This window comes from Amycolatopsis sp. NPDC003731, assembly GCF_053586895.1.
In genome coordinates this window covers 71,147-89,586 of the sequence record NZ_JBSFNC010000005.1, presented here as the reverse complement: position 1 = coordinate 89,586, position 18,440 = coordinate 71,147, and the positions used below count along the sequence as shown (strand labels likewise).

The following is an 18,440-nucleotide window of genomic DNA, read 5'->3' as shown; positions in this document are numbered from 1 at the left end:
CCCGTGTGGCACGAGTCGAACGCATGTTCTACGCTGTGCCGCGAACCACACCCCCTTCCCGGGCAAGGAGACGACACGACGATGACCGTGGATGTCCTGACGCACGACGAGGAAATGACTTCGGCTTCGGCCGAGGCTCCGGCTGCTCCGGCCGCTCCGGCTTCGGAGGTTTCCACCGACGAGGCGGCCGTCACCGAGTCCGCGTCCCCGGCCCCCTCGGAGGACTCGCCCGAGCCCGCCGCCGAGGAGGCCCCGAAGCCGAAGCGCGGCCGCCCGAAGGGCGCGGCGACGGCGTCGACGGCGAAGAAGACCCGCACGGTCGAACTGACCCTCACGGTCACCGGCACCGCCGACGGCGAGTGGCAGGCCGAGCTGAAGAACGGCTCGAAGTGGGTCGCGAAAGGCCTCGAGATCCCGGCCGCAGCGGTCTCGCGGGCGGCGAAGGAGCTGCACAGCGACCTGTCCGGCCCGATCGACGAGGTGATCAACCAGGCCCGCGAGGCGCAGGCCGCGAAGGTCGCCGCGCTGGAGGCCGAGCTCGAGAAGGCCAAGCAGGCCCTCGCCGAGCTGGACGCCTGAGCTTCACTCCAGGAGACGCCCGGTCCGCCTCGCGCGGGCCGGGCGTTTCCGCTTTCACGCACTCAACGCGCGTGATTGGAGGGACGACACGCGTGATTGAGGGGGCGACACGCGTGATTGGAGGGACGACACGGGCTCAGGCGATCGGCGGGCGGCCGGGCAGCGGGGACTTGAACTCGACCCACATCGCGTCCGTCAGCGCCTCGACGTGGTGGGTCACCCCGCGTGGGTGCACGACCGAATCACCCGGCTCGAGGACGGCCTCCACGCCCTCCACCGCACCTCGCAGGCGGCCCGAAAGGACGTAGACGATCGAGTCGTGGTCGTGCGCGTGTGGCGGTGAAGCAACCCCCGCCGGGTAGTGGATCAAGTAGGCCAGGCCGGTCGCCGCTCGCTCCAGCAGCCGGAAGCGGCCCTCGCCGCCCAGCAAGGGCAAGCCCTCCACCGTGACCAGCGGCTGCCACACCTGCTCTTCCATGCGCCCATCATGACCCAGCGCAGCTGAGAGTCCACACTGGACCGGCTTAGGTAAGGCATGTGTTATTTAGGCGGACCTGACAAAAAAGGCAAGTCTCGCCACGATTCCGCGTTCGTGTTTCACTGTTCTCGTGACCGAAACGATCGACGGTGACGCCGTGGAACACACGCACGAACCGCACCAGGGCGTGGGCGGGAAACTGAACTGGCTGCGGGCCGGGGTGCTCGGGGCGAACGACGGCATCGTGTCCGTCGCCGGCATCGTCGTCGGCGTGGCCGGGGCGACCACGGAAAGCACGACGATCCTCACCGCCGGAATCGCCGGGCTCGTCGCCGGCGCCTTTTCCATGGCCGGCGGGGAATACGTTTCCGTCAGCACCCAGCGCGACACCGAACAGGCGCTGCTCCGGCTCGAAAAGCAGGAACTCAAGACGATGCCGGAGGCCGAGGAACGCGAGCTCGCCGAGATCTACCAGGAAAAGGGGCTCTCGCCGGACCTCGCGAGCCAGGTCGCCCGCGAACTGACCGAAAAGGACGCCCTGCAGGCGCACGCGGAAGCCGAGCTCGGCATCGACCCGGACAACCTGACCAGCCCCTGGCAGGCCGCGTGGGCGTCGCTGCTCGCCTTCTCCATCGGCGCGCTGCTGCCGATCCTGTCCATCGCCTGGGCCGGCGTCTCCCTGCGGGTGTGGGCGTGCGCGGCCGCGGTCGTCGTCGGCCTGACGCTGACGGGGTACGTCAGCGCCAGGCTCGGCGACGCGAACGTGGGGCGCGCGATCGTCCGCAACGTCGGCGTCGGCGCCCTCACCATGGTCGTGACCTACTTCGTCGGCGTCGTCTTCGGGGTCACCGTGGGCTAGTGCACGCCCTTCATCAGCTTGCGGATGAACGGGATGCCCAGGAACAGCAGCACGCCGACCCCGATGGCGACCAAGCCGACCGTGCTGAAGTACGGCGCTTCGTCGTCGACCGAGTAGTACTCGGCCAGCTTGCCGGACATCGCCGTGCCGAACGAGATCGACAGGAAGTTCAGCGCCACCATCTGCGTCCGGAACGCCTCCGGCGCGAGCTTCGTCGACAGCGACAGCCCGACCGGGGACAGGCACAGCTCGGCGATCGTGAACACGAACAGGATGCCGACCATCGCGAGGATCGGGCTCGCGTTCTTGCCGCTGCCCACCATCGGCAGGAACAGCAGGAACGCCGCGCCCATCAGCACCGTGCCGAGGACGAACTTCATCGGCGTCGACGGCTGCCGCTCGCCGAGCTTCGTCCACAGGGCCGCCAGCACCGGGGCGAAGACGATGATGAACACCGGGTTGATCGAGTTTACCCAGGACACCGGCATCACCCAGCCGAACAGGTCCCGGTCCAGCCGCTGGTCGGTGTAGGCCGCGACGACCGTGAACTGCTGCTGGTACAGCGAGAAGAACACCGCGCTGGCGATGAACATCGGGATGAAGGAGAACACCCGGCTGCGCTCGACGGCGGTGATCTTGCCGCTGGTCAGGATGACCAGGAAGTAGATCACCGAGATCACGCCGACCACCCACACGACGACGTCGGCGAGGTTGCCCGGGTTGACGACACCGGTGACGACCAGGGTCACCACCGCGGCCACCAGCAGGACGGCGGCACCGACGGCCAGCGCGCGCTGCGACGACGGCAGCGGGTTCGGCACCTCCTTCGCCTTGTCACCGAGGTTCTTGCGGCCGAACGTGTACTGCGTCAGGCCGAGCGCCATGCCGATCGCGGCGAGGCCGAACCCGAGGTGGAAGCCGACCTCCGTCTGCGCCAGGCCGGTCAGCAGCGGGCCGACGAAGCCGCCGAGGTTGACGCCCATGTAGAAGATCGTGAAGCCCGCGTCGCGCCGTTCGTCGCCTTCGGCGTAGAGCGTGCCGACGATCGCCGTCGCGTTCGACTTCAGCCCGCCGCTGCCGACCGCGACGCACACAAGGCCGACGCCGATGCCGGCCAGTCCCGGCAGCAGCGCCAGGCTGATGTGCCCGATCATGATCAGCACGGCGCTGTAGAACAGCGTCCGCTCGGAGCCGAGGAGGCGGTCGGCCACCCACGCGCCGATGACGGCCGACAGGTAGACCAGGCCGCCGTACGCGCCGACGATGCCGAGCGCGGACTCCTGCGCCAGGCCCAGACCGCCCTGCTCGACCCGGTAGTAGAGGTAGATCGGCAGGATGCCGAGCATCCCGTAGTAGGAGAACCGCTCCCACATCTCGACGCCGAAGAGGTTCGCCAGTCCTCGTGGGTGCCCGAAGAACCTCGTGTCCTGCTGGACCTCGGTGGAGGTGCTCACAACTCGTCTTCCTTTGTCTAGGGACTTCGTTGTCGTTTCGCATGCTAAGAGCCCGGCTGGTTACCCACCACCGGCACCACGTGTGACAGCGGTCATGACAATGGGTGACAAAGGCTTGGTAAAGTTCGATCGAGGTGCGCCGGGAAGCCTGGTCGGCAACAGTGATCAGCGACCCCTGGAGCCGCCCCGATGACCCGCCCGTTCAGCGAATTCGCCCGGTACCTGCGCACGGAGACGACCGGCGGGCTGATCCTGCTCGGCGCGACGGCGGTCGCGCTGCTCTGGGCCAACTCGCCGCTGCGGGACAGCTACCACGCGCTGCGGGAGTTCCGGCTCGGTCCGGAATTCCTGCACCTCGACCTGACGATCGGCGACTGGGCCAAGGACGGCCTGCTCGCCCTGTTCTTCTTCGTCGCCGGGCTGGAGCTCAAGCGCGAGCTCGTCATCGGTGAGCTGTCCCGGTTCAAGCAGGCGATCCTGCCGGTCGTCGCCGCGCTCGGCGGCATGGTCGTGCCCGCGCTCGTCGCCCTGTCCGTCGGCTGGGGGACGCCGGGGATCGAACGGGCCTGGGCGATCCCGGTCGCCACGGACATCGCCTTCGCCCTCGGCGTGCTCGCGCTGACGGCGTCGAACCTGCCGTCGAGCGCGCGGGTCTTCCTGCTTTCCCTGGCCGTGGTGGACGACCTCGGCGCGATCATCGTCATCGCCGTGCTGTTCACGACGGGCTTCGACCTGGTCGCCGTGGCCGTGGCCGTCCTCGCGCTCGCCCTGTATGCGTTCCTGCAGCACCGCCGCGTCCGGACGCCGTGGCTGTACGTCCCGCTGGCGCTGATCACCTGGGTCGCGGTGCACTCGGCGGGTATCCACGCCACGATCGCCGGCGTCGCGCTGGGCCTGCTCACCCGCGTCCGCGCCGACGAGGGCGAGGCCGAAGCCCCCGCGCTGCGCCTCGAACACCGGCTCCAGCCGTGGTCGGCGGCCGTCGCCGTACCGGTGTTCGCGTTGTTCGCGGCCGGGATCTCGGTCAACGCCGACGCGCTCGGCGCGGTGTTCACCACGGCGTTGCCGCTCGCGGTGCTCGCCGGGCTGCTCGGCGGCAAGGTCGTCGGCATCCTCGGGGCCAGCCTGCTCGCCGTGAAGCTGCGGTTGGCGGAGAAGCCGCGCGGGATGGGCTGGCGGGACCTGGCCGCGTTGTCGGTGCTCGGCGGGGTCGGGTTCACGGTGAGCCTGCTGATCGCGGAGCTCGCGTTGCCGGGTGAGACGAGCGAGCTGGCGAAGGCGGCGGTGCTGATCGCGTCGGCGACGGCGTCCCTGCTGGCGGCGGCCTTGCTACTCCGCCGTAGCAAGGTTCACGCCGAAAACGCCGACACACTGTGACTCCGCCGCGCCCGGTTTCGGGACACATGGCACGATGACCCGGTGAGCAGCCCCAAACACGAACGCACCCCCGACGGCGTGGGGGCCGTGCCTTACCTCCCGCTGTCCTCCGCCTCCGACGTCCCCGGCGACCAGTCGATCGGCCGGCTGGTCGGCGACGCGACCCAGCACATCTCCACCCTGGTCAGGGCCGAGATGGAGCTCGCGAAGTCCGAGCTGGTCGGCGAGGTGAAGAAGGGCCTCAAGGGGGCCGTCTTCTTCCTGATCGCGCTGACGGTCTTCCTGTACAGCACGTTCTTCCTGTTCTTCTTCGCGGCCGAGGGGCTGGCCGAGTGGGTGCGGTACCGCTGGATCGCGTTCGGCATCGTGTTCGTCCTGATGCTGCTCGTCGCGGGCGCGGCCGGCTTCCTGGGCTACCGCAAGGTGAAGAAGTTCAAGGCACCGGAGCGGACCATCGCCAGCGTCAAGGAGACCGCCGCCGCGCTCAAGCCGCAGCGCGCGCCCGAAGCCGGCGTGACCACGCGCGACTGAGTCGTTGCACGCGTCCCCCGACCCGTCGATCGTCCGGCTCGACGGCCCGTGGGTCCACCGCGACGTGTCCGCGAACGGCATCCGCCTGCACGTCGCCGAACTCGGCGACGGGCCGGTCGTGGTGCTGCTGCACGGGTTCGCCGAGTTCTGGTGGACCTGGCACCACCAGCTGAGCGCCCTGGCCGACGCCGGGTTCCGCGCGGTCGCCGTCGACCTGCGCGGCTACGGCGACTCGGACAAGCCACCCCGCGGCTACGACGCCTGGACGCTGGCCGGTGACGTCGGCGGCCTGATCAAGTCGCTCGGGGCGCGCCGCGCCCACCTCGTCGGGCACGCCTGGGGCGGCATGCTGGCCTGGACGGTCGCGGCGCTGCACCCGCGGCTGGTGTCCTCGGTGACGGCGATCGGCGCGGCCCACCCGCTCGCCCTGCGCTCGGGCGCGGCCCGCCCGTGGCGCGGCCAGGGCCGGGCGGCCGGGCACCTCTTCCGCTTCCAGGTGCCGATGGCGCCGGAGAAGTGGCTGGTGAAGGACGACGCCCAGGCCGTCGCGGACCTGTTCAGCGGCTGGGCCGGCCGCCGCTGGCGGTCCACTTCGGACTTCACCGGCAGCGTCGAGGCGTTCCGGCAGGCGATGCTCGTGCCCGGGGTCGCGCACAGCGCGCTCGAGTACTACCGGTGGGCCTTCCGCGCCCAGTTCCGCGGCGAAGGCCGCCGGTTCACCGACGCGGTCGGCACCCGGATCGCGGTGCCGACGCTGCAGCTGCACGGCGCCGACGACACCTGCATCCTCCCTGAAACGGCGATGTCGTCGACGCGCTGGGCGGGCCCGCACGCCGAGCCGGAAATCTGGCCGGACGTCGGGCACTTCCCGCACCTCGAGGTGCCCGACCGCACGTCGGCGGCCCTGGCGGGCTTCCTCAAGCGAGACTGATGGCGTTCTTCGCCCGCTCCACCGACTCCTCCGAGGCCGGTCCTTCGGGGTTCTCGGTGGCCAGTGCCTGGTTCACCGCGACGAACGGCCGCATCCGCCGTTCGTAAGCCGCGAAGGCCTCTTCGCGAGTGGCCCGGCCGAGTTCCTGCGCGAGGACGTACGCGCCGACCAGGGCGAGGCTCGTCCCCTGTCCGGACAGCGCCGACGCGCAATATCCGGCGTCGCCGAGCAGCACGACCCGGTCCGAAAACCAGCGGTCGAGGTGGATCTGGGCCATGGCGTCGAAGTAGAAGACGTCCGCGGCGGCCATCGCTTCGAGGAGCTTCGGCACCTCCCAGCCGACCCCGCCGAGCCGCTCGGCGACCAGCCGCTTCTGCTCCGGAACGGTCATGCGCGGCAGTGGTTCCGAGCCGAAGCCGAGCGTGACGCGCAGTTCGGTGTTCTCCCGGACCGGGTAGACCACGCCCCCGGTGTGCTCGTGCCGGAACCAGATCTGCCAGTCCTCGAGACCGAGGAAGTTGGCCGTCGGGAAGATCGCCAGGTACTGCCCGAGGTGCCGGGTGAAGTCCGCTTCCGGGCCGAAGGCGAGCCGCCGCACCGCCGAGTGCAGGCCGTCCGCCCCGACGACCAGGTCGAACGTCCGGAAGCCGCCGCGCTCGAACTCGACGCGCACGCCGTGCGCCTCTTCGGTCAGGGCGGTGATCGAGTCGCCGAAGACGTACTCGACGCCGGGTGCCTCCATCAGCAGCGCTACGACGTCGTCGCGCAGGATCTCGAAGTCGGCGCTGTCGAGCCGTCCGCTGCTGAAGGTGTGCTCCTCGGAGCGGAGCAGCTCGTGGCCGTCGCCGTCCACCACGGACATGCCCCGCATCCGGGTCCGCAGCGCGCGCATCCGGTCGCCGAGACCCAGCTCGTCGACGACGTCGAGGGCGACCCCGCGCACGTCGATCGCCTGGCCGCCGGTGCGCGGGCCGGGTGCCCGCTCCACCACGGTCACCGACCAGCCGTCGCGGGCCAGGAACCGGGCCAGGGCACCGCCGGCGATCCCGCCACCCGAGATCAGGATGTTCCGCATGGTTTCCTCCAGAGTCGTACGCTTGTACGCTCCACTGTGGAGAAAGAGCAGTTCAAAGGCTATTTCTGTACTAGTACAGATGGCCGTCTGTACTAGTACAGGGGTCAGTCGTGAAGTACGTGGCCATCGCCGACGAACTTCGGGCGCGGATCGCCCGCGGCGAGCTCCCGCCGGGCGCGCGGGTGCCCTCGACCCGGCGGCTCGCGGCCGACCACGGCGTCGCGCTCGCGACCGCCGCGAAAGCCCTGGACCTGCTGAGCCAGGAGGGCGTGGTCCGCGCCGAGCCGCGGTCCGGCACGGTCGTCGCCGACCGCGACCGCCGCGGCGGTCAGCGCGGGCTGACGCGCGAGCAGCTCGTGCGGACCGCGATCACCATCGCCGACACCGAAGGCCTCGGCGCGCTGTCCATGCGCGGTGTCGCGGCCCGCCTCGGGGTCGCGGCGATGGCGCCGTACCGGTACGTGCGGGGCAAGGACGAGCTGGTGCTGCTGATGGCCGACGCGGCGTTCGGCGAGCGCGGCTACCCGGCCGAGCCGTCCGGCGACTGGCGTGAGCGGCTGCTGCTCGGCGGCCGCACCCTCTGGTCGCTGTTCAAGCGGCACCCGTGGCTGGCGCAGCTCGGGCCGATCACCCGGCCGCTGCCCCTGCGCAACCTCGCCGTGCACGGCGAATGGACCCTCGCGGCGCTGTCCGAGCTGGGCGTCGACGCCGCGACGCTGTGCAACCTGCACGTCCTGGTCTTCGGCCACGTCCAGGGCATGGCGGTCCACCTCGAGCGCGAGCAGAGCGCGCTGGCGTCGTCCGGCCTGACCGAGGACGACTGGATTGACCACCAGGGCCCGGCCGTGGCGGCGATGGCCGCCGGGCACCCGACGTTCGCCAGGATGCTCGCCGACCTCACCGAGACCGGTTACGACCTCGTCCTGGACGACATCTTCGAGCTGGGCATGCGGGCCCTGCTCGACGGCCTGGCGCTGCGCTTCGGGCGTTAGGCGGCGCAGGAGCCGGTGGACACGTTCGCCGACTGCGACGAAGCCGCGTCGACCTCGGCGCGGACCTGCTCGGCCGTCAGCGTGAAGCCGGTCTCCGGGTCCTCCACCGCCGCGCCGAAGACGACGCCGATGACCTTGCCGTCCGGGGTCACCATCGGGCCGCCGGAGTTGCCGCTGCGGATCTCGGCGCGGACGGTGAAGACGTCCCGCTGGACGGTGTTGGCCTCGTAGATGTCCGGGCCGCGCAGGTTGATCCGGCCGCGCACGCGGGCCGGCGTCGCCCGGTACGGGCCGTCGAGCGGGTAGCCGAGCACGATCGCGCTGTCGCCCGCCCGCGCCGTCTCCGGCGCGAACTGCAGCGGCTCGGCCTTCAGCCGCGGCACCGCGAGCACCGCGATGTCGACCTCCGGGTCGAAGTAGACGACGCGGGCCGGGTAATCGCCCTGGGTGGTCTCGATGCCGACGGTGTCGGTGCCGGCCACGACGTGCGCGTTCGTCATCACCCGCTGCGGCGCGACCACGAACCCGCTGCCTTCCAGCGACCGCGAGCACGAGCCGGCGGTGCCGCGGATCTTGACCACGCTGCCGTGCAGGTCCTGGACGATCCCGCTGCGCTGCAGGGCGGGATCCGGCGGCGAGGTGTCCGCCGTCGGGGCCTTCTGGAACGGGTCCACGATGGACGGGAAGCCGGACGCGTCGAGCAGCTTGCGCAGCTGGCTCGGGAAGCCCTGGGCGGCCTCCGGCATGGCCTCGTTGACCTTGCCGAGCACGACCGAGTTGTTGATCGCCTTGGCCAGCCCGGGCAGGCCGGACACGGTCGTCAGCGGGGTCGCGATCAACCACGCCACCACGAAGACGACGAGGGCCTGCACGACCGCGCCGAGCGTCTTGTCGATGCCGGAGAGCTTGTCCGGGTTGATCTTCTGCCGCAGCCGCCGGCCCACGTAGACGCCGATCGCCTCGCCGAAGGCGACCAGGAACACGACCGTGGCGACGGCGAAGGCGACCTTCCAGACGGGGTCGTCGAAGAACGAGACCACGACCGGTGCGAGCTTGATCCCGGCGACCGCCCCGAGCACGACGCCGACGAGCGACGGCAGCGCGATGATCACGCCCTGGAACGCACCGGACACGGCGGCCAGCAGGGCCAGCAGCAGCACCAGCACATCGACCCAGTTCACCGCGTCACTCCCCTGCCACCTGCTTTTTGGGGGTCCGGGTGGCGGAGCCCCCGGCCCGGGGCGGAGCCCCGGTAAGACGCTGCGCGTGGTACGCGGCCAGCGCCTCGTCGAGGTCCCGGACGTCGCCCGCGTCCCATTCGCGTTCCCAGCCCCCCAGGCTCAGGAGGACCGACAGCAGCCCGGCGGTGAACCCCCAGACGAACAAGCCGTTGACCTCGAAGGCCGGCCCCTTCCAGGGCATGCCCTTCTTCCGCACGGTGAACCGGTTGGCCGGGTCGACCAGGTCGGCGATGGCCACCCGCGCGACGGACGCCGTCTCGGCCGGGTCGACCGCGTGCACCGGCGACGGCTCGGCCCAGTGGGCCAGCACCGGCGTCACGGCGAACCCGGACACCGGGACGAACAGTTCCGGCAGCACCGCGACCGGCCGGACGCCCGAGGGGACCACGCCGGTTTCTTCTTCGGCCTCGCGCAGCGCGGTGCCGATCGGGCCGCCGTCGCCGTCCTCCGCGCCGCCGCCGGGGAAGGCGACCTGGCCGGCGTGCGAGCCCAGCGTGTCGGCGCGGCGTTGCAGGAGGACGTCCGGCTCGCCGTCGGCTTCGCGCTCGCCGAAGAGGATGAGCACCGCGGCCGCGCGCGTGTAGGTGTCCTCGGGCGGGCTGAACCGGGTGAACGTCTTCGAGTCGACCTCGGCGCTCACCTTGACCAGCGGCCGGAGCCACTCGGGAACCGACTCGGGTTCGACCAGTGGTCCGATCACGATGCCCCCTCGACTGCCACGCGCACCTGGTCAGTGTTCCCGAAGGTCGGTGGGTTCGCGATGAACCGGACCTCGCCGGTCGCGGTGACCAAGTAGGACGCCGGAAGCCGCGGCGGCACCTTCAGGGCGGTCCGGACCGGGCCGGTCTGCCCGTTCCCGTCGTACACCGACGGCAGGTGCACGCCGAGCTTCGCCAGCAGCTCCAGGCCGTCCTTCGCCGGGCTCTGCACCTGGACGCCGAGGACGCGCACGGCACCCGGCTGCTTCGCGTACTCCTGGAGCACGGGCAGCTCGGTCCGGCACGGCTCGCACCACGACGCCCACACGTTGACCAGTACCGGAGCCCCGGCGAGGGCCTTCCCGACGTCGACGCGCGCGCCGTCGCCCAGGCAGTCCGCCGTGACGCCGTCGAGCTGCTTCACCGGCTGTGCCGCCCCGGGCGCCGGGCACGGCTGGAGCGCCGCCGCGGACCGGGCGGGCCCGAGGTCCCCCGCCGGCTTCGCGGCGGTGTCGGCACCCCCGCGCGGCAGCAGCGCGACGAGCAAGGCCACCGCCAGGACGGCGGCGGCCAGTGCCCACTTGGTGACGCTCGTCACCGGGGCGCCGCCATGGCCAGGATGTGGTCCTTTTCTTCGCCTTTGACCAGCTTCGCGGCTTCCTCGAACCCGGTCGGCCCGGTGCCGTAGGACGGGCAGTCCTTGACCAGCGGGCAGGCGCCGCAGGCCGGCTTCTTGGCGTGGCAGACGCGCCGGCCGTGGAAGATCACCCGGTGCGAGAGCATCGTCCACTCCTTGCGGGGGATCAGCTCGCCGACCGCGTGCTCGACCTTGACCGGGTCCTCCTCCGCCGTCCAGCCCCAGCGCCGGACCAGCCGGCCGAAGTGGGTGTCGACGGTGATCCCCGGCACGTCGAAGGCGTTGCCGAGGACGACGTTGGCGGTCTTGCGGCCGACGCCGGGCAGGGTGACCAGGTCTTCGAGCTTGCCGGGGACCTCGCCGCCGAAGCGCTCGACCAGCGCCGCGCCGAGGCCCATCACGGAGTTGGCCTTCGCCCGGTAGAAGCCGGTGCTCCGGAGGTACTCCTCGAGCTCGGTGCGGTCGGCACCGGCGTAGTCGGCGGCGGTCCGGTAGCGCTTGAACAGCGCGGGCGTGACGAGGTTCACCCGGACGTCGGTGGTCTGCGCGGACAACACGACCGCGACCAGCAGTTCCAGTGGCGTGGTGAAGTCGAGCTCGCAGTGGGCGCCCGGATACACGTCGTCGAGGCAACGCTTCATCCGCCTGGCGCGTCTCACCAGAGCCAATCGGCTTTCACCAGCGCCCTCACGGGGGGCGTTCGTGGTGGCAGGTGGCACCCCGATAGCCTACGGGCGCCGTCGGACGAGCCGGTGACTGCACCGGTGGACGACCGACACGCCAGAGCACCACCTCGGCGCGTTTTCCGGCCGCCATGAGCGAGGATCTGGAGTAGATGCTTTCCATCGAGTGTTTCGGGGTCCGGTCATGACTGTCTGGTTCGTCATCCTGGTCCCCCTGGTGATCATGTTCTTCGCGCTGGGCATGGAGCGCGTCGAGAGCAGGCTGAAGCACGTCGCGGTGCAGGAGAACGAGGTCGAAGAGTTCCTCGAGCAGGCGCAGCCCAACGAGGTCAGGGCGCTCTACGGGCACGGCATCGGCCGTGCGCTGGAGCTGTTCCGGCTGCGTAGGCTGGGCGGACGGGCAGCCAGGCTACGCGCGCGCCGCGTGCGGAGTTAGGCTCCACGTTCGAACGAGATCGTTTCCGCCGTGCGCGAGTCCGGCGGGCGATCTCGCGAGTACGCCCTAGACTGACGCGCAAGTGATCGGCGTCACGCTCCTCCAGCCCAGGGGGAGCGTGATCGTTTCTCGACGAGGAGGCACCCGAGGTGGACGAAACCCTGGCCCGTGCGGGCATTTTCCAGGGTGTGGAGCCGGCAGCGGCGGAGGCGCTGGCCCAGACCTTGGAATCCGTGGAGTTCCCCCGCGGCCATGTCATCTTCAACGAGGGCGAACCCGGCGACAAGCTGTACATCATCCAGTCCGGCAAGGTGAAGATCGGCCGCAAGTCCCCGGACGGCCGCGAGAACCTGCTGGGCATCTTCGGCCCGTCCGACATGTTCGGCGAGCTGTCCATCTTCGACCCCGGCCCCCGGACGTCGAGCGCGACCACGGTCACCGAGGTCCGCGCGGTCACCATGGACCGCCCGGCCCTGCGCCAGTGGATCTCGACCCGCCCGGAGATCGCCGAGCAGCTGCTGCGCGTGGTCGCGCGCCGCCTGCGCCGGACGAACAACATGGTCGCGGAACTGATCTTCACCGACGTCCCCGGCCGCGTGGCGCGGGCGCTGCTGCAGCTCGCGCAGCGCTTCGGCAGCCAGGAGGCGGGCCTGCTGCGGGTCACGCACGACCTGACGCAGGAAGAGATCGCCCAGTACGTCGGCGCCTCGCGCGAGACCGTCAACAAGGCGCTCGCCGACTTCGCCCACCGCGGCTGGCTGCGGCTCGAGGGCAAGAGCGTGCTGATCCTGGACCCGGAGCGGCTGGCCCGCCGGGCTCGCTGAGCCACGCACGTCGAAGGCCCCTCGGTGCACCCGAGGGGCCTTCTGCGTTCACAACAAAGAGCCGGGCGCCACCCCCGACGTGGCGCACCGGCTCTTCGTTGTTTGCGCGGACCATCCCCCGACGATCCGCGCTCCCCGCCCTCCGGGCCAGGCCCCGACCCGAGTGCCGGAGGGAGCTGGGTTTTCTGTGCTGTTGTTCAACCATCACGGCCCATACCCACGAATTCAAGGCCATTCACTCTCAAGGACGCCGTCCGGGCCGTTTCGTTGCAGGAGTCCACGGAGAATATCGTGAGTGTTACCTGATCGAGACCTCTCGCGCCGGTCCCGGGATCCGGCGGTGACGAACCTGACCGTCAAATAACTGGTACCGACGTACCACTCTGCGGCATACTTGTACGCGTGTCCCAGTCTGTCTCGAACCACGAAAGCCGCACGTCCCTCGCCGACTACCGCACCGCGCTGACGACCCGGGCGGTCCGGTGGCCCGCCGTCGCGTCCGTGCTCGCCCGCCTGCCGATCGCGATGATCGGCATCTCGGCGCTGCTCTACGTCCAGCGCGAGACCGGTTCCTTCGCCGTCGCCGGGCTCGTCTCGGCCGGTTCACTCGTCGGGGTTTCGGTCGGTGCGGTCGTGCAGGGCAGGCTGATCGACCGGTTCGGGCCGACGCGGCCGCTGCTGACCGTCGCGGTCCTGCTGGCGCTGTCGATGAGCGGGCTGGTCACGGCGATCGAGTCGCACGCCGCGACGGCCGTGCTGGTCGCGCTGGGCGCCCTCACCGGGCTGACCGAGCCGATGGTCGGGTCGGCGTCGCGGGCGCTGTGGGGCCGGCTGCTCCCGCCGGGCGGCCCGCGCAACGCGGCCTTCTCGTACGAGGCGATCAGCATGGAGGTCTTCTTCATCCTCGGCCCCGGCGTCGCCGGGCTGCTGGTCATGGCGCCGTGGGCGGGCACCGGCCTGGTGCTCGGCGTCGCGCTGCAGTTCACCGGCGCGGTGCTGTTCGCCCTGAGCCCGGCCGTGCGCGCGTGGGGGCCCTCCTCGGGTTCGTCGGGGTCGCTGCTGGGCGCGCTGGCCAGCCCGGGCATGCGGACGCTGGCCATCGCCGCGCTCGGCTTCGGCGTGGTGATCGGGTTCGTCGAGGTCGCCGTGCCGGCCGCGGCCACCGAAGCGGGCCAGGCGTCCGTGGGCGGTCTGCTGCTTTCGGCGTGGTCGCTGAGCTCGGTCGCGTTCGGCGTCGCCTACAGCCTGCGGCCGTGGCCGCGGCAGCTCGGCCTGCGGCTGCCGGTGCTGCTCGGCGGGTTCGGTGCGCTGGTCGCGTTGCTCGCGTGGCCGTCCTCGCTGTGGGGCCTGGCGTTGATGATGCTGCTGGCGGGGGCGCTGATCACCCCGCAGTCGACGGCCCACTCGACGACGATCGAGGTGGTGGCGCCGTCCGGCACGGCGGCGGAGGCGTTCGGCTGGGTGCTCACGGCGGTGACGCTCGGGCTGGCGGCCGGCCAGTCGATCAGCGGGTACGTCGTCGAGCACGCCGGCCCGGGCGCGGCCTTCCTGGCGGCGAGCGTGGCGGGGCTGGCGCTCGCGCTGGTCGTGTGGCTGCTGCGCGGCACGGTCCGATCGGCCCGGCCCGCGCCGGTTCCGGCGCTGGTCAACGCGTAGTTCCGCCGTTTTTGTCGGTGCCCGCCGCTAGCTTGTGGGCATGGACGTCACCGCGCCTGCCCACCGCCTCTCGGCGGCCGTCTCGGCCGCGTCACGCCTCCTGCCGTCCCGCACCGGGCTGCGGCTGGAGGCGGACGCGGCCGGCCTGACGGTCGCCGGCGCGGCAGCGGACCTCGCCGTGCGCTTCGGCTGCCCGGCGACCACGCACACCGACGGCGCGGTCGTGGTCCCGGCCGCCCCGCTGGTGGAGACGCTGAAGGTGCTCGACGCGGAGCTGGTCCGCTTGGTCGTCGAGGGCACGCGCCTGGCGTTGCGGCTGGACAACGCCCGGTTCGCGCTACCCCTGCTGCCGTCGTCCGGTCCTGCTTCGGACCCACCCGCCCAGGTGTCCGAAGTGGACGGAGCAGCGTTCGCGTCGGCGTTGCGGATCGTCGCGGGCACGGCGGCGAAGGACGACCCGCTCCCGCTGTTCACCGGCGTCCGCGTGCAGGCGGCCGGGTCCGGCCTGACGTTGACGGCGTCGGACCGCTACCGGATGGCGGTGGCCCGGCTGCCACTGCGGTCGCCGGGCACCCTGGACGTCCTGGTCCCGGCGGCCCTTCTGGCGGAGGCGGCCCGGCAGGCCCGCGGGAGGGTGGGGCTGCACGTGAGCCCGGGCCGGTTCGGGGTGAGCTGGCCGGGAGGCCTGGTCGCGACGGCGGTCCTGGACGCGGGCTTCCTGTCGGAGGACTCGATCCCCTCGGGCGCGGTGGACACCACGGTGACGGTGGCGGCGGACGCCCTGGCGGCGGCGGTCCGCCGGGTGGGGGTGTACGCGGAGGACAGGCGGGTGCTGACGCTGGAGGTGGGCGACGCCCAGGTCCGGCTGGCGAGCGCACGGCAGGACACGGGCGAGGCGGAGGAGGTCCTGAAGGCGGAGGTCAGCGGCGGGCGGACGGCACCCTCCTTCCAGGCCCGCTACCTGCTGGACGCACTGGCGGCGTTCGGCAGCGAGCGGGTGGTGCTGTCGATCCAGCCGGGGATGCGGGCGTGCGTCCTGCGGGCCGCGGAGGCCGGGGAGGTGGAACTGACGTATTACCTGATGCCGATGCTCAGCCGATGAGTCCGGTCAGGTCGCGGAGGACGACGTCCGCCGCCGGCCCGGCGGTGAACTGGCCGATCGTCAGCACGGCGCTGCCGAAGCGCTGTTCGTAGGCCTGCCGCAGGTGCGGTGACGAGCGGCCGAGTGCCCACTCGACCGTCGAGGTGCTGGTGCGCAGGAAGTCGAGCGGCGAGGAGCCGAGCACGTACAGTTCGGCGCGGCGATCACCGCGTTCGAGGACGAGACCGACCAGGTCGGCGACGAGCATGCGCTTGCGCATCGTGTCGCGGCCCTTCCACTGGGCGGCCTTGAACTCGGCCACGCGGCGGTCCGTCTCGAGGTCGAATTTGCGGCCGCCGTCGTTGCCCGAGGCCAGCGACGGGCGCCGGACGATGCGTTCGCCCGGTTCGAGGATCTTCGGCAGCGCTCGGACGATCATCGCCGCGTGGATGAGGTCGTTGACGCGGCCGGCGTGCCGCCGCACCAGCAGCGCGCCCTCGAGCAGGTCGGCGGTGAAGCCCTCGGGGGCCAGCCGCTCCTCGACGGTGTCGCGGTCGGCGCCCTCCAGGCGGTCTTCGAGCCGGCTCACCCGGCGGGAAAGATCTTCCTGCCCGAAGAACTCGTGCAGGTCGATGAAGGACTTGATCGCCGGCCCGAGGTCGCTTTCGGGCGCGGGCCGTTCGCGTTCGGGGATCCCCGGTTCGTGCGGCAGCGGGCTCGTCGGGAAGCCGAGCCGCCGGAGCTGGCGGATCGCGTAGTGCGAGATGAAGTCCGTCCGCGGCACCCCGAGCGCACGCTCGAAGATCTGCCGCGGCGGCCACCGCTGCTCGCCGATGCCGACCCAGTGCGTGCGGATGGGCTCCGGCCCACCGCGGGCCGCCGCGCTCAGTACCTGGGCGCGGCTCAACCGGTACTGCTCGCCGTTGAGCACGAAGTCGATCGCACGGTCGTCGTCCACAGGCAGTGAGTCGCCCGGATGGCCGCTCCCGCTACAACCGGGGGCGGCCCGCCGCGCTCAGCTCGCCGATGCGGCCTTGACCGCCGCCTCCACCTCGGCGAACGACGGGTTCACCATCGCCTTCGAGCCCACGATCACCGTCGGGACCGTCTCGTTGCCGTTCGCCACCTCGCGGACCCGGGCGGCCGCCGACGGGTCCTCCCAGATGTTGATCGCGCGGACGTTGAAGCCGCTCTTCGACAGCGGCCGCTCCAGGGCCGCGCAGAAGCCGCAGCCCGGGCGCCAATAGAACTCGACCTCGACGTTGCTCATCCGTTCTCCTCCGACCGCAAGTAGTCCAGCTGCGCCTGCACGCTCCACTCGGCAGGCGCCCACAGCGCTTTGTCGACATCCGCGTACACGACCTCGACGACCTGGCGCGGCGTGGCGTCCGGCCCGAGCGTCTTCAAGGCCGAACGCACCTGGTCGAGCCGCTGTTCCCGGTGGGCGAGGTACTCGCGCGCGGTGGCCGGCAGGTCGGGCAGTTCCGGACCGTGCCCGGGCAGGCCGACCGTCCCGGCCGGCAGCTCGATCAGCTTGCGCAGCGAACGCAGGTAGTCGCCGAGGTCGTGCAGCACCGTCGTGCCGCGGCCGAGGATCGTGTCGCCGGTCAGGACCTGGCCGTCGAGGACCAGGGACACCGAGTCGTCGGTGTGCCCGGGCGTGTGCAGGACCCGGAGAGTGAGCCCGCCCGCCTCGAGCACCGAACCGTCCACAAAGGACGAAGCGCCGACGCACAACGCGGGGTCGAACGCCCGCACCGGGGCGCCGACGCGCTCGGCGAACCACGGCGCGCCCTCGGCGTGGTCCGGGTGGTGGTGCGTGAGCACGATCAGCTCCACCGGACCGACCGCGGCCAGCAGCTCGAGGTGCTCGAGGTCGCGGTAGCCCGGGTCGACGACCACGGCCGGGCTCGACGGCGTCGCGCGCAGCACCCAGCTGTTGGTGCCTTCGAGCGTCATCGACGACGGGTTGTTCTCCAGCAGCACGGAAGCCGTCTCGGAGACCTGGCGCAGCACGCCGTAGGCCGGGGCGCTCATCGCGGCTCCAGGACGACTCGGACGTGATCGTTCTCGCGGACCAGCGTCGGCGCGATCCGGACGATCTCGCGCGGCGCGTTCAGCACGTCATCGGCCGTGGCGAACTCCGCCAGCTCGCTCAGCGTCAGCCAGGTCGGCGGCATCAGCATCCGGCGGCCTTCGCGGGCGTCGGCGATGGCCTCTTCGGGACGCTGCCAGCCGGAGCTCGACGCCTCCGACGTCGCCCCGTCGGCCTCCTGGCCTTGGGGCAGCTTCGCGACGTAGAACCGGGTGTCGTAGCGGCGCGGCTCTTGCTCCGGCGTGATCCAGTGCGCCCACGGGCGCAGCAGGTCGGCCCGCAGCGTCAGGCCCGCGTCGGCGAGGAACCCGGCCAGCGACACTTCCCGCGTCTCGAGGGCCTGGCGGGCCGCCGCGTACGGCGTGACGTCGGTGAGCGCCTCCTCCGCGCCGCCCGCTAGGAGCACGCCGGACTCCTCGAACGTCTCGCGCACCGCCGCGCAGGTCAGCGCCCGCGCGAGGGCTTCGTCGCAGCCGAACCGCGAGGCCCACCACGACGGCTCGGGCCCGGCCCACGCCACCGACGTGTCGGCGTCGCGCCGGTCGACCCCGCCGCCGGGGAACACGGTCATCCCGCCCGCGAACGGCATGCCCTTGACCCGGTGCTGGAGGAAGACCTCGACGCCGTCGGCGCCGTCCCGGACCAGGATCACCGTGGCCGCGTCCTTCGGCGTCGCCGGCGGGCCGTCGGCGTTGGCGCGGGTGGCCACCCCCGCACCGACCGGGATGTCGAAGACAAACTCCTTTGGCTGCTCCACCTCGGCAACATACCTCCGCACCCCGACGTCCCGTCGCGCAGTTGTGGCACGCCGGA

General features: G+C 71.5%; 21 protein-coding genes. 10 read left to right on the top strand and 11 right to left on the bottom strand.

Features of this window, described 5'->3' with window-relative positions; genetic code table 11:
- The first annotated feature begins 81 nt into the window (after positions 1–81).
- Positions 82–579 (top strand): DUF6319 family protein, encoded by a 498-nt coding sequence (locus ACWDN5_RS03830; RefSeq protein WP_310969171.1) that lies wholly within the window; start codon positions 82–84, stop codon positions 577–579.
- Positions 580–715: 136 nt separating this feature from the next.
- Here the strand turns inward: ACWDN5_RS03830 and ACWDN5_RS03825 are convergent, their stop codons facing one another.
- A complete protein-coding gene (locus ACWDN5_RS03825; protein WP_310969173.1) occupies positions 716–1,057 on the bottom strand; it encodes a cupin domain-containing protein in 342 nt (113 codons plus the stop codon).
- Between the two features lie 130 nt (positions 1,058–1,187).
- Between ACWDN5_RS03825 and ACWDN5_RS03820 the strand changes: the two genes are divergently transcribed.
- Positions 1,188–1,916: a VIT1/CCC1 transporter family protein gene (locus ACWDN5_RS03820; RefSeq protein WP_310969175.1), complete on the top strand. Its 729-nt coding sequence runs from the start codon at positions 1,188–1,190 to the stop codon at positions 1,914–1,916.
- Here the strand turns inward: ACWDN5_RS03820 and ACWDN5_RS03815 are convergent.
- Positions 1,913–3,370 (bottom strand): peptide MFS transporter, encoded by a 1,458-nt coding sequence (locus ACWDN5_RS03815; protein ID WP_310969177.1) that lies wholly within the window; start codon positions 3,368–3,370, stop codon positions 1,913–1,915. The genes ACWDN5_RS03820 and ACWDN5_RS03815 overlap by 4 nt on opposite strands.
- A 189-nt stretch (positions 3,371–3,559) precedes the next feature.
- Here ACWDN5_RS03815 and nhaA point away from each other — a divergent pair, with 189 nt between their 5' ends.
- The 3 genes from nhaA to ACWDN5_RS03800 are packed head-to-tail and all read left to right on the top strand — an operon-like array spanning position 3,560 to position 6,209.
- Complete coding sequence (gene nhaA, locus ACWDN5_RS03810; protein WP_310969178.1) at positions 3,560–4,747, top strand: Na+/H+ antiporter NhaA; 1,188 nt, start codon at positions 3,560–3,562, stop codon at positions 4,745–4,747.
- 42 nt (positions 4,748–4,789) lie between these two features.
- Entirely contained in the window at positions 4,790–5,278 is a 489-nt protein-coding gene (locus tag ACWDN5_RS03805) for a phage holin family protein (protein WP_310969179.1), read from the top strand.
- Between the two features lie 4 nt (positions 5,279–5,282).
- Entirely contained in the window at positions 5,283–6,209 is a 927-nt protein-coding gene (locus tag ACWDN5_RS03800) for an alpha/beta fold hydrolase (protein ID WP_310969180.1), read from the top strand.
- Here ACWDN5_RS03800 and ACWDN5_RS03795 read toward each other — a convergent pair.
- Positions 6,196–7,284: an FAD-dependent monooxygenase gene (locus tag ACWDN5_RS03795; protein ID WP_449674262.1), complete on the bottom strand. Its 1,089-nt coding sequence runs from the start codon at positions 7,282–7,284 to the stop codon at positions 6,196–6,198. The two genes, ACWDN5_RS03800 and ACWDN5_RS03795, sit on opposite strands and share 14 nt — an antisense overlap.
- A gap of 110 nt (positions 7,285–7,394) precedes the next feature.
- Between ACWDN5_RS03795 and ACWDN5_RS03790 the strand changes: the two genes are divergently transcribed.
- Entirely contained in the window at positions 7,395–8,276 is an 882-nt protein-coding gene (locus ACWDN5_RS03790) for a GntR family transcriptional regulator (protein ID WP_449674260.1), read from the top strand.
- On the opposite strand, the gene ACWDN5_RS03785 is transcribed toward ACWDN5_RS03790, so the two are convergent.
- The 4 genes from ACWDN5_RS03785 to nth are packed head-to-tail and all read right to left on the bottom strand — an operon-like array spanning position 8,273 to position 11,493.
- Complete coding sequence (locus ACWDN5_RS03785; RefSeq protein WP_310969184.1) at positions 8,273–9,457, bottom strand: MarP family serine protease; 1,185 nt, start codon at positions 9,455–9,457, stop codon at positions 8,273–8,275. The genes ACWDN5_RS03790 and ACWDN5_RS03785 overlap by 4 nt on opposite strands.
- Positions 9,458–9,461: 4 nt before the next feature.
- The gene (locus ACWDN5_RS03780; protein WP_449674257.1) at positions 9,462–10,217 is read right to left on the bottom strand and encodes an NUDIX hydrolase; all 756 of its coding nucleotides are present in this window, start codon (positions 10,215–10,217) and stop codon (positions 9,462–9,464) included.
- Positions 10,214–10,813 carry a TlpA family protein disulfide reductase gene (locus ACWDN5_RS03775; protein ID WP_449674256.1) on the bottom strand — a complete coding sequence of 200 codons (600 nt, stop codon included), beginning with the start codon at positions 10,811–10,813 and terminating at the stop codon, positions 10,214–10,216. Before ACWDN5_RS03775 ends, ACWDN5_RS03780 begins: the two co-directional genes overlap by 4 nt.
- Positions 10,810–11,493: an endonuclease III gene (gene nth, locus ACWDN5_RS03770; RefSeq protein WP_449674254.1), complete on the bottom strand. Its 684-nt coding sequence runs from the start codon at positions 11,491–11,493 to the stop codon at positions 10,810–10,812. The genes ACWDN5_RS03775 and nth overlap by 4 nt, the downstream gene beginning before the upstream one ends.
- Before the next feature lie 226 nt (positions 11,494–11,719).
- Here nth and ACWDN5_RS03765 point away from each other — a divergent pair, with 226 nt between their 5' ends.
- The 4 genes from ACWDN5_RS03765 to ACWDN5_RS03750 all read left to right on the top strand — a co-directional run bounded on the left by ACWDN5_RS03765 (position 11,720) and on the right by ACWDN5_RS03750 (position 15,553).
- Positions 11,720–11,971 (top strand): hypothetical protein, encoded by a 252-nt coding sequence (locus ACWDN5_RS03765; protein WP_003081722.1) that lies wholly within the window; start codon positions 11,720–11,722, stop codon positions 11,969–11,971.
- Positions 11,972–12,120: 149 nt separating this feature from the next.
- Positions 12,121–12,795: a Crp/Fnr family transcriptional regulator gene (locus tag ACWDN5_RS03760; RefSeq protein WP_003081747.1), complete on the top strand. Its 675-nt coding sequence runs from the start codon at positions 12,121–12,123 to the stop codon at positions 12,793–12,795.
- A 402-nt stretch (positions 12,796–13,197) separates the two neighbouring features.
- Positions 13,198–14,451, top strand: a complete 1,254-nt coding sequence (locus ACWDN5_RS03755; protein ID WP_310969196.1) for an MFS transporter — start codon at positions 13,198–13,200, stop codon at positions 14,449–14,451.
- 40 nt (positions 14,452–14,491) lie between these two features.
- The gene (locus tag ACWDN5_RS03750) at positions 14,492–15,553 is read left to right on the top strand and encodes a DNA polymerase III subunit beta (protein ID WP_310969198.1); all 1,062 of its coding nucleotides are present in this window, start codon (positions 14,492–14,494) and stop codon (positions 15,551–15,553) included.
- Here the strand turns inward: ACWDN5_RS03750 and ACWDN5_RS03745 are convergent.
- From ACWDN5_RS03745 to ACWDN5_RS03730, 4 genes are read right to left on the bottom strand one after another with little or no spacing between them, the layout of a single operon-like run.
- Positions 15,543–16,490: a hypothetical protein gene (locus ACWDN5_RS03745; protein WP_449674251.1), complete on the bottom strand. Its 948-nt coding sequence runs from the start codon at positions 16,488–16,490 to the stop codon at positions 15,543–15,545. The genes ACWDN5_RS03750 and ACWDN5_RS03745 overlap by 11 nt on opposite strands.
- A 57-nt stretch (positions 16,491–16,547) precedes the next feature.
- Positions 16,548–16,802 (bottom strand): glutaredoxin family protein, encoded by a 255-nt coding sequence (locus ACWDN5_RS03740; protein WP_310969201.1) that lies wholly within the window; start codon positions 16,800–16,802, stop codon positions 16,548–16,550.
- Complete coding sequence (locus tag ACWDN5_RS03735; protein ID WP_449674249.1) at positions 16,799–17,569, bottom strand: MBL fold metallo-hydrolase; 771 nt, start codon at positions 17,567–17,569, stop codon at positions 16,799–16,801. The genes ACWDN5_RS03740 and ACWDN5_RS03735 overlap by 4 nt, the downstream gene beginning before the upstream one ends.
- Positions 17,566–18,384, bottom strand: coding sequence for an NUDIX hydrolase (locus ACWDN5_RS03730; protein WP_449674247.1), 819 nt, complete (start codon positions 18,382–18,384; stop codon positions 17,566–17,568). The genes ACWDN5_RS03735 and ACWDN5_RS03730 overlap by 4 nt, the downstream gene beginning before the upstream one ends.
- Positions 18,385–18,440: the final 56 nt, after the last annotated feature.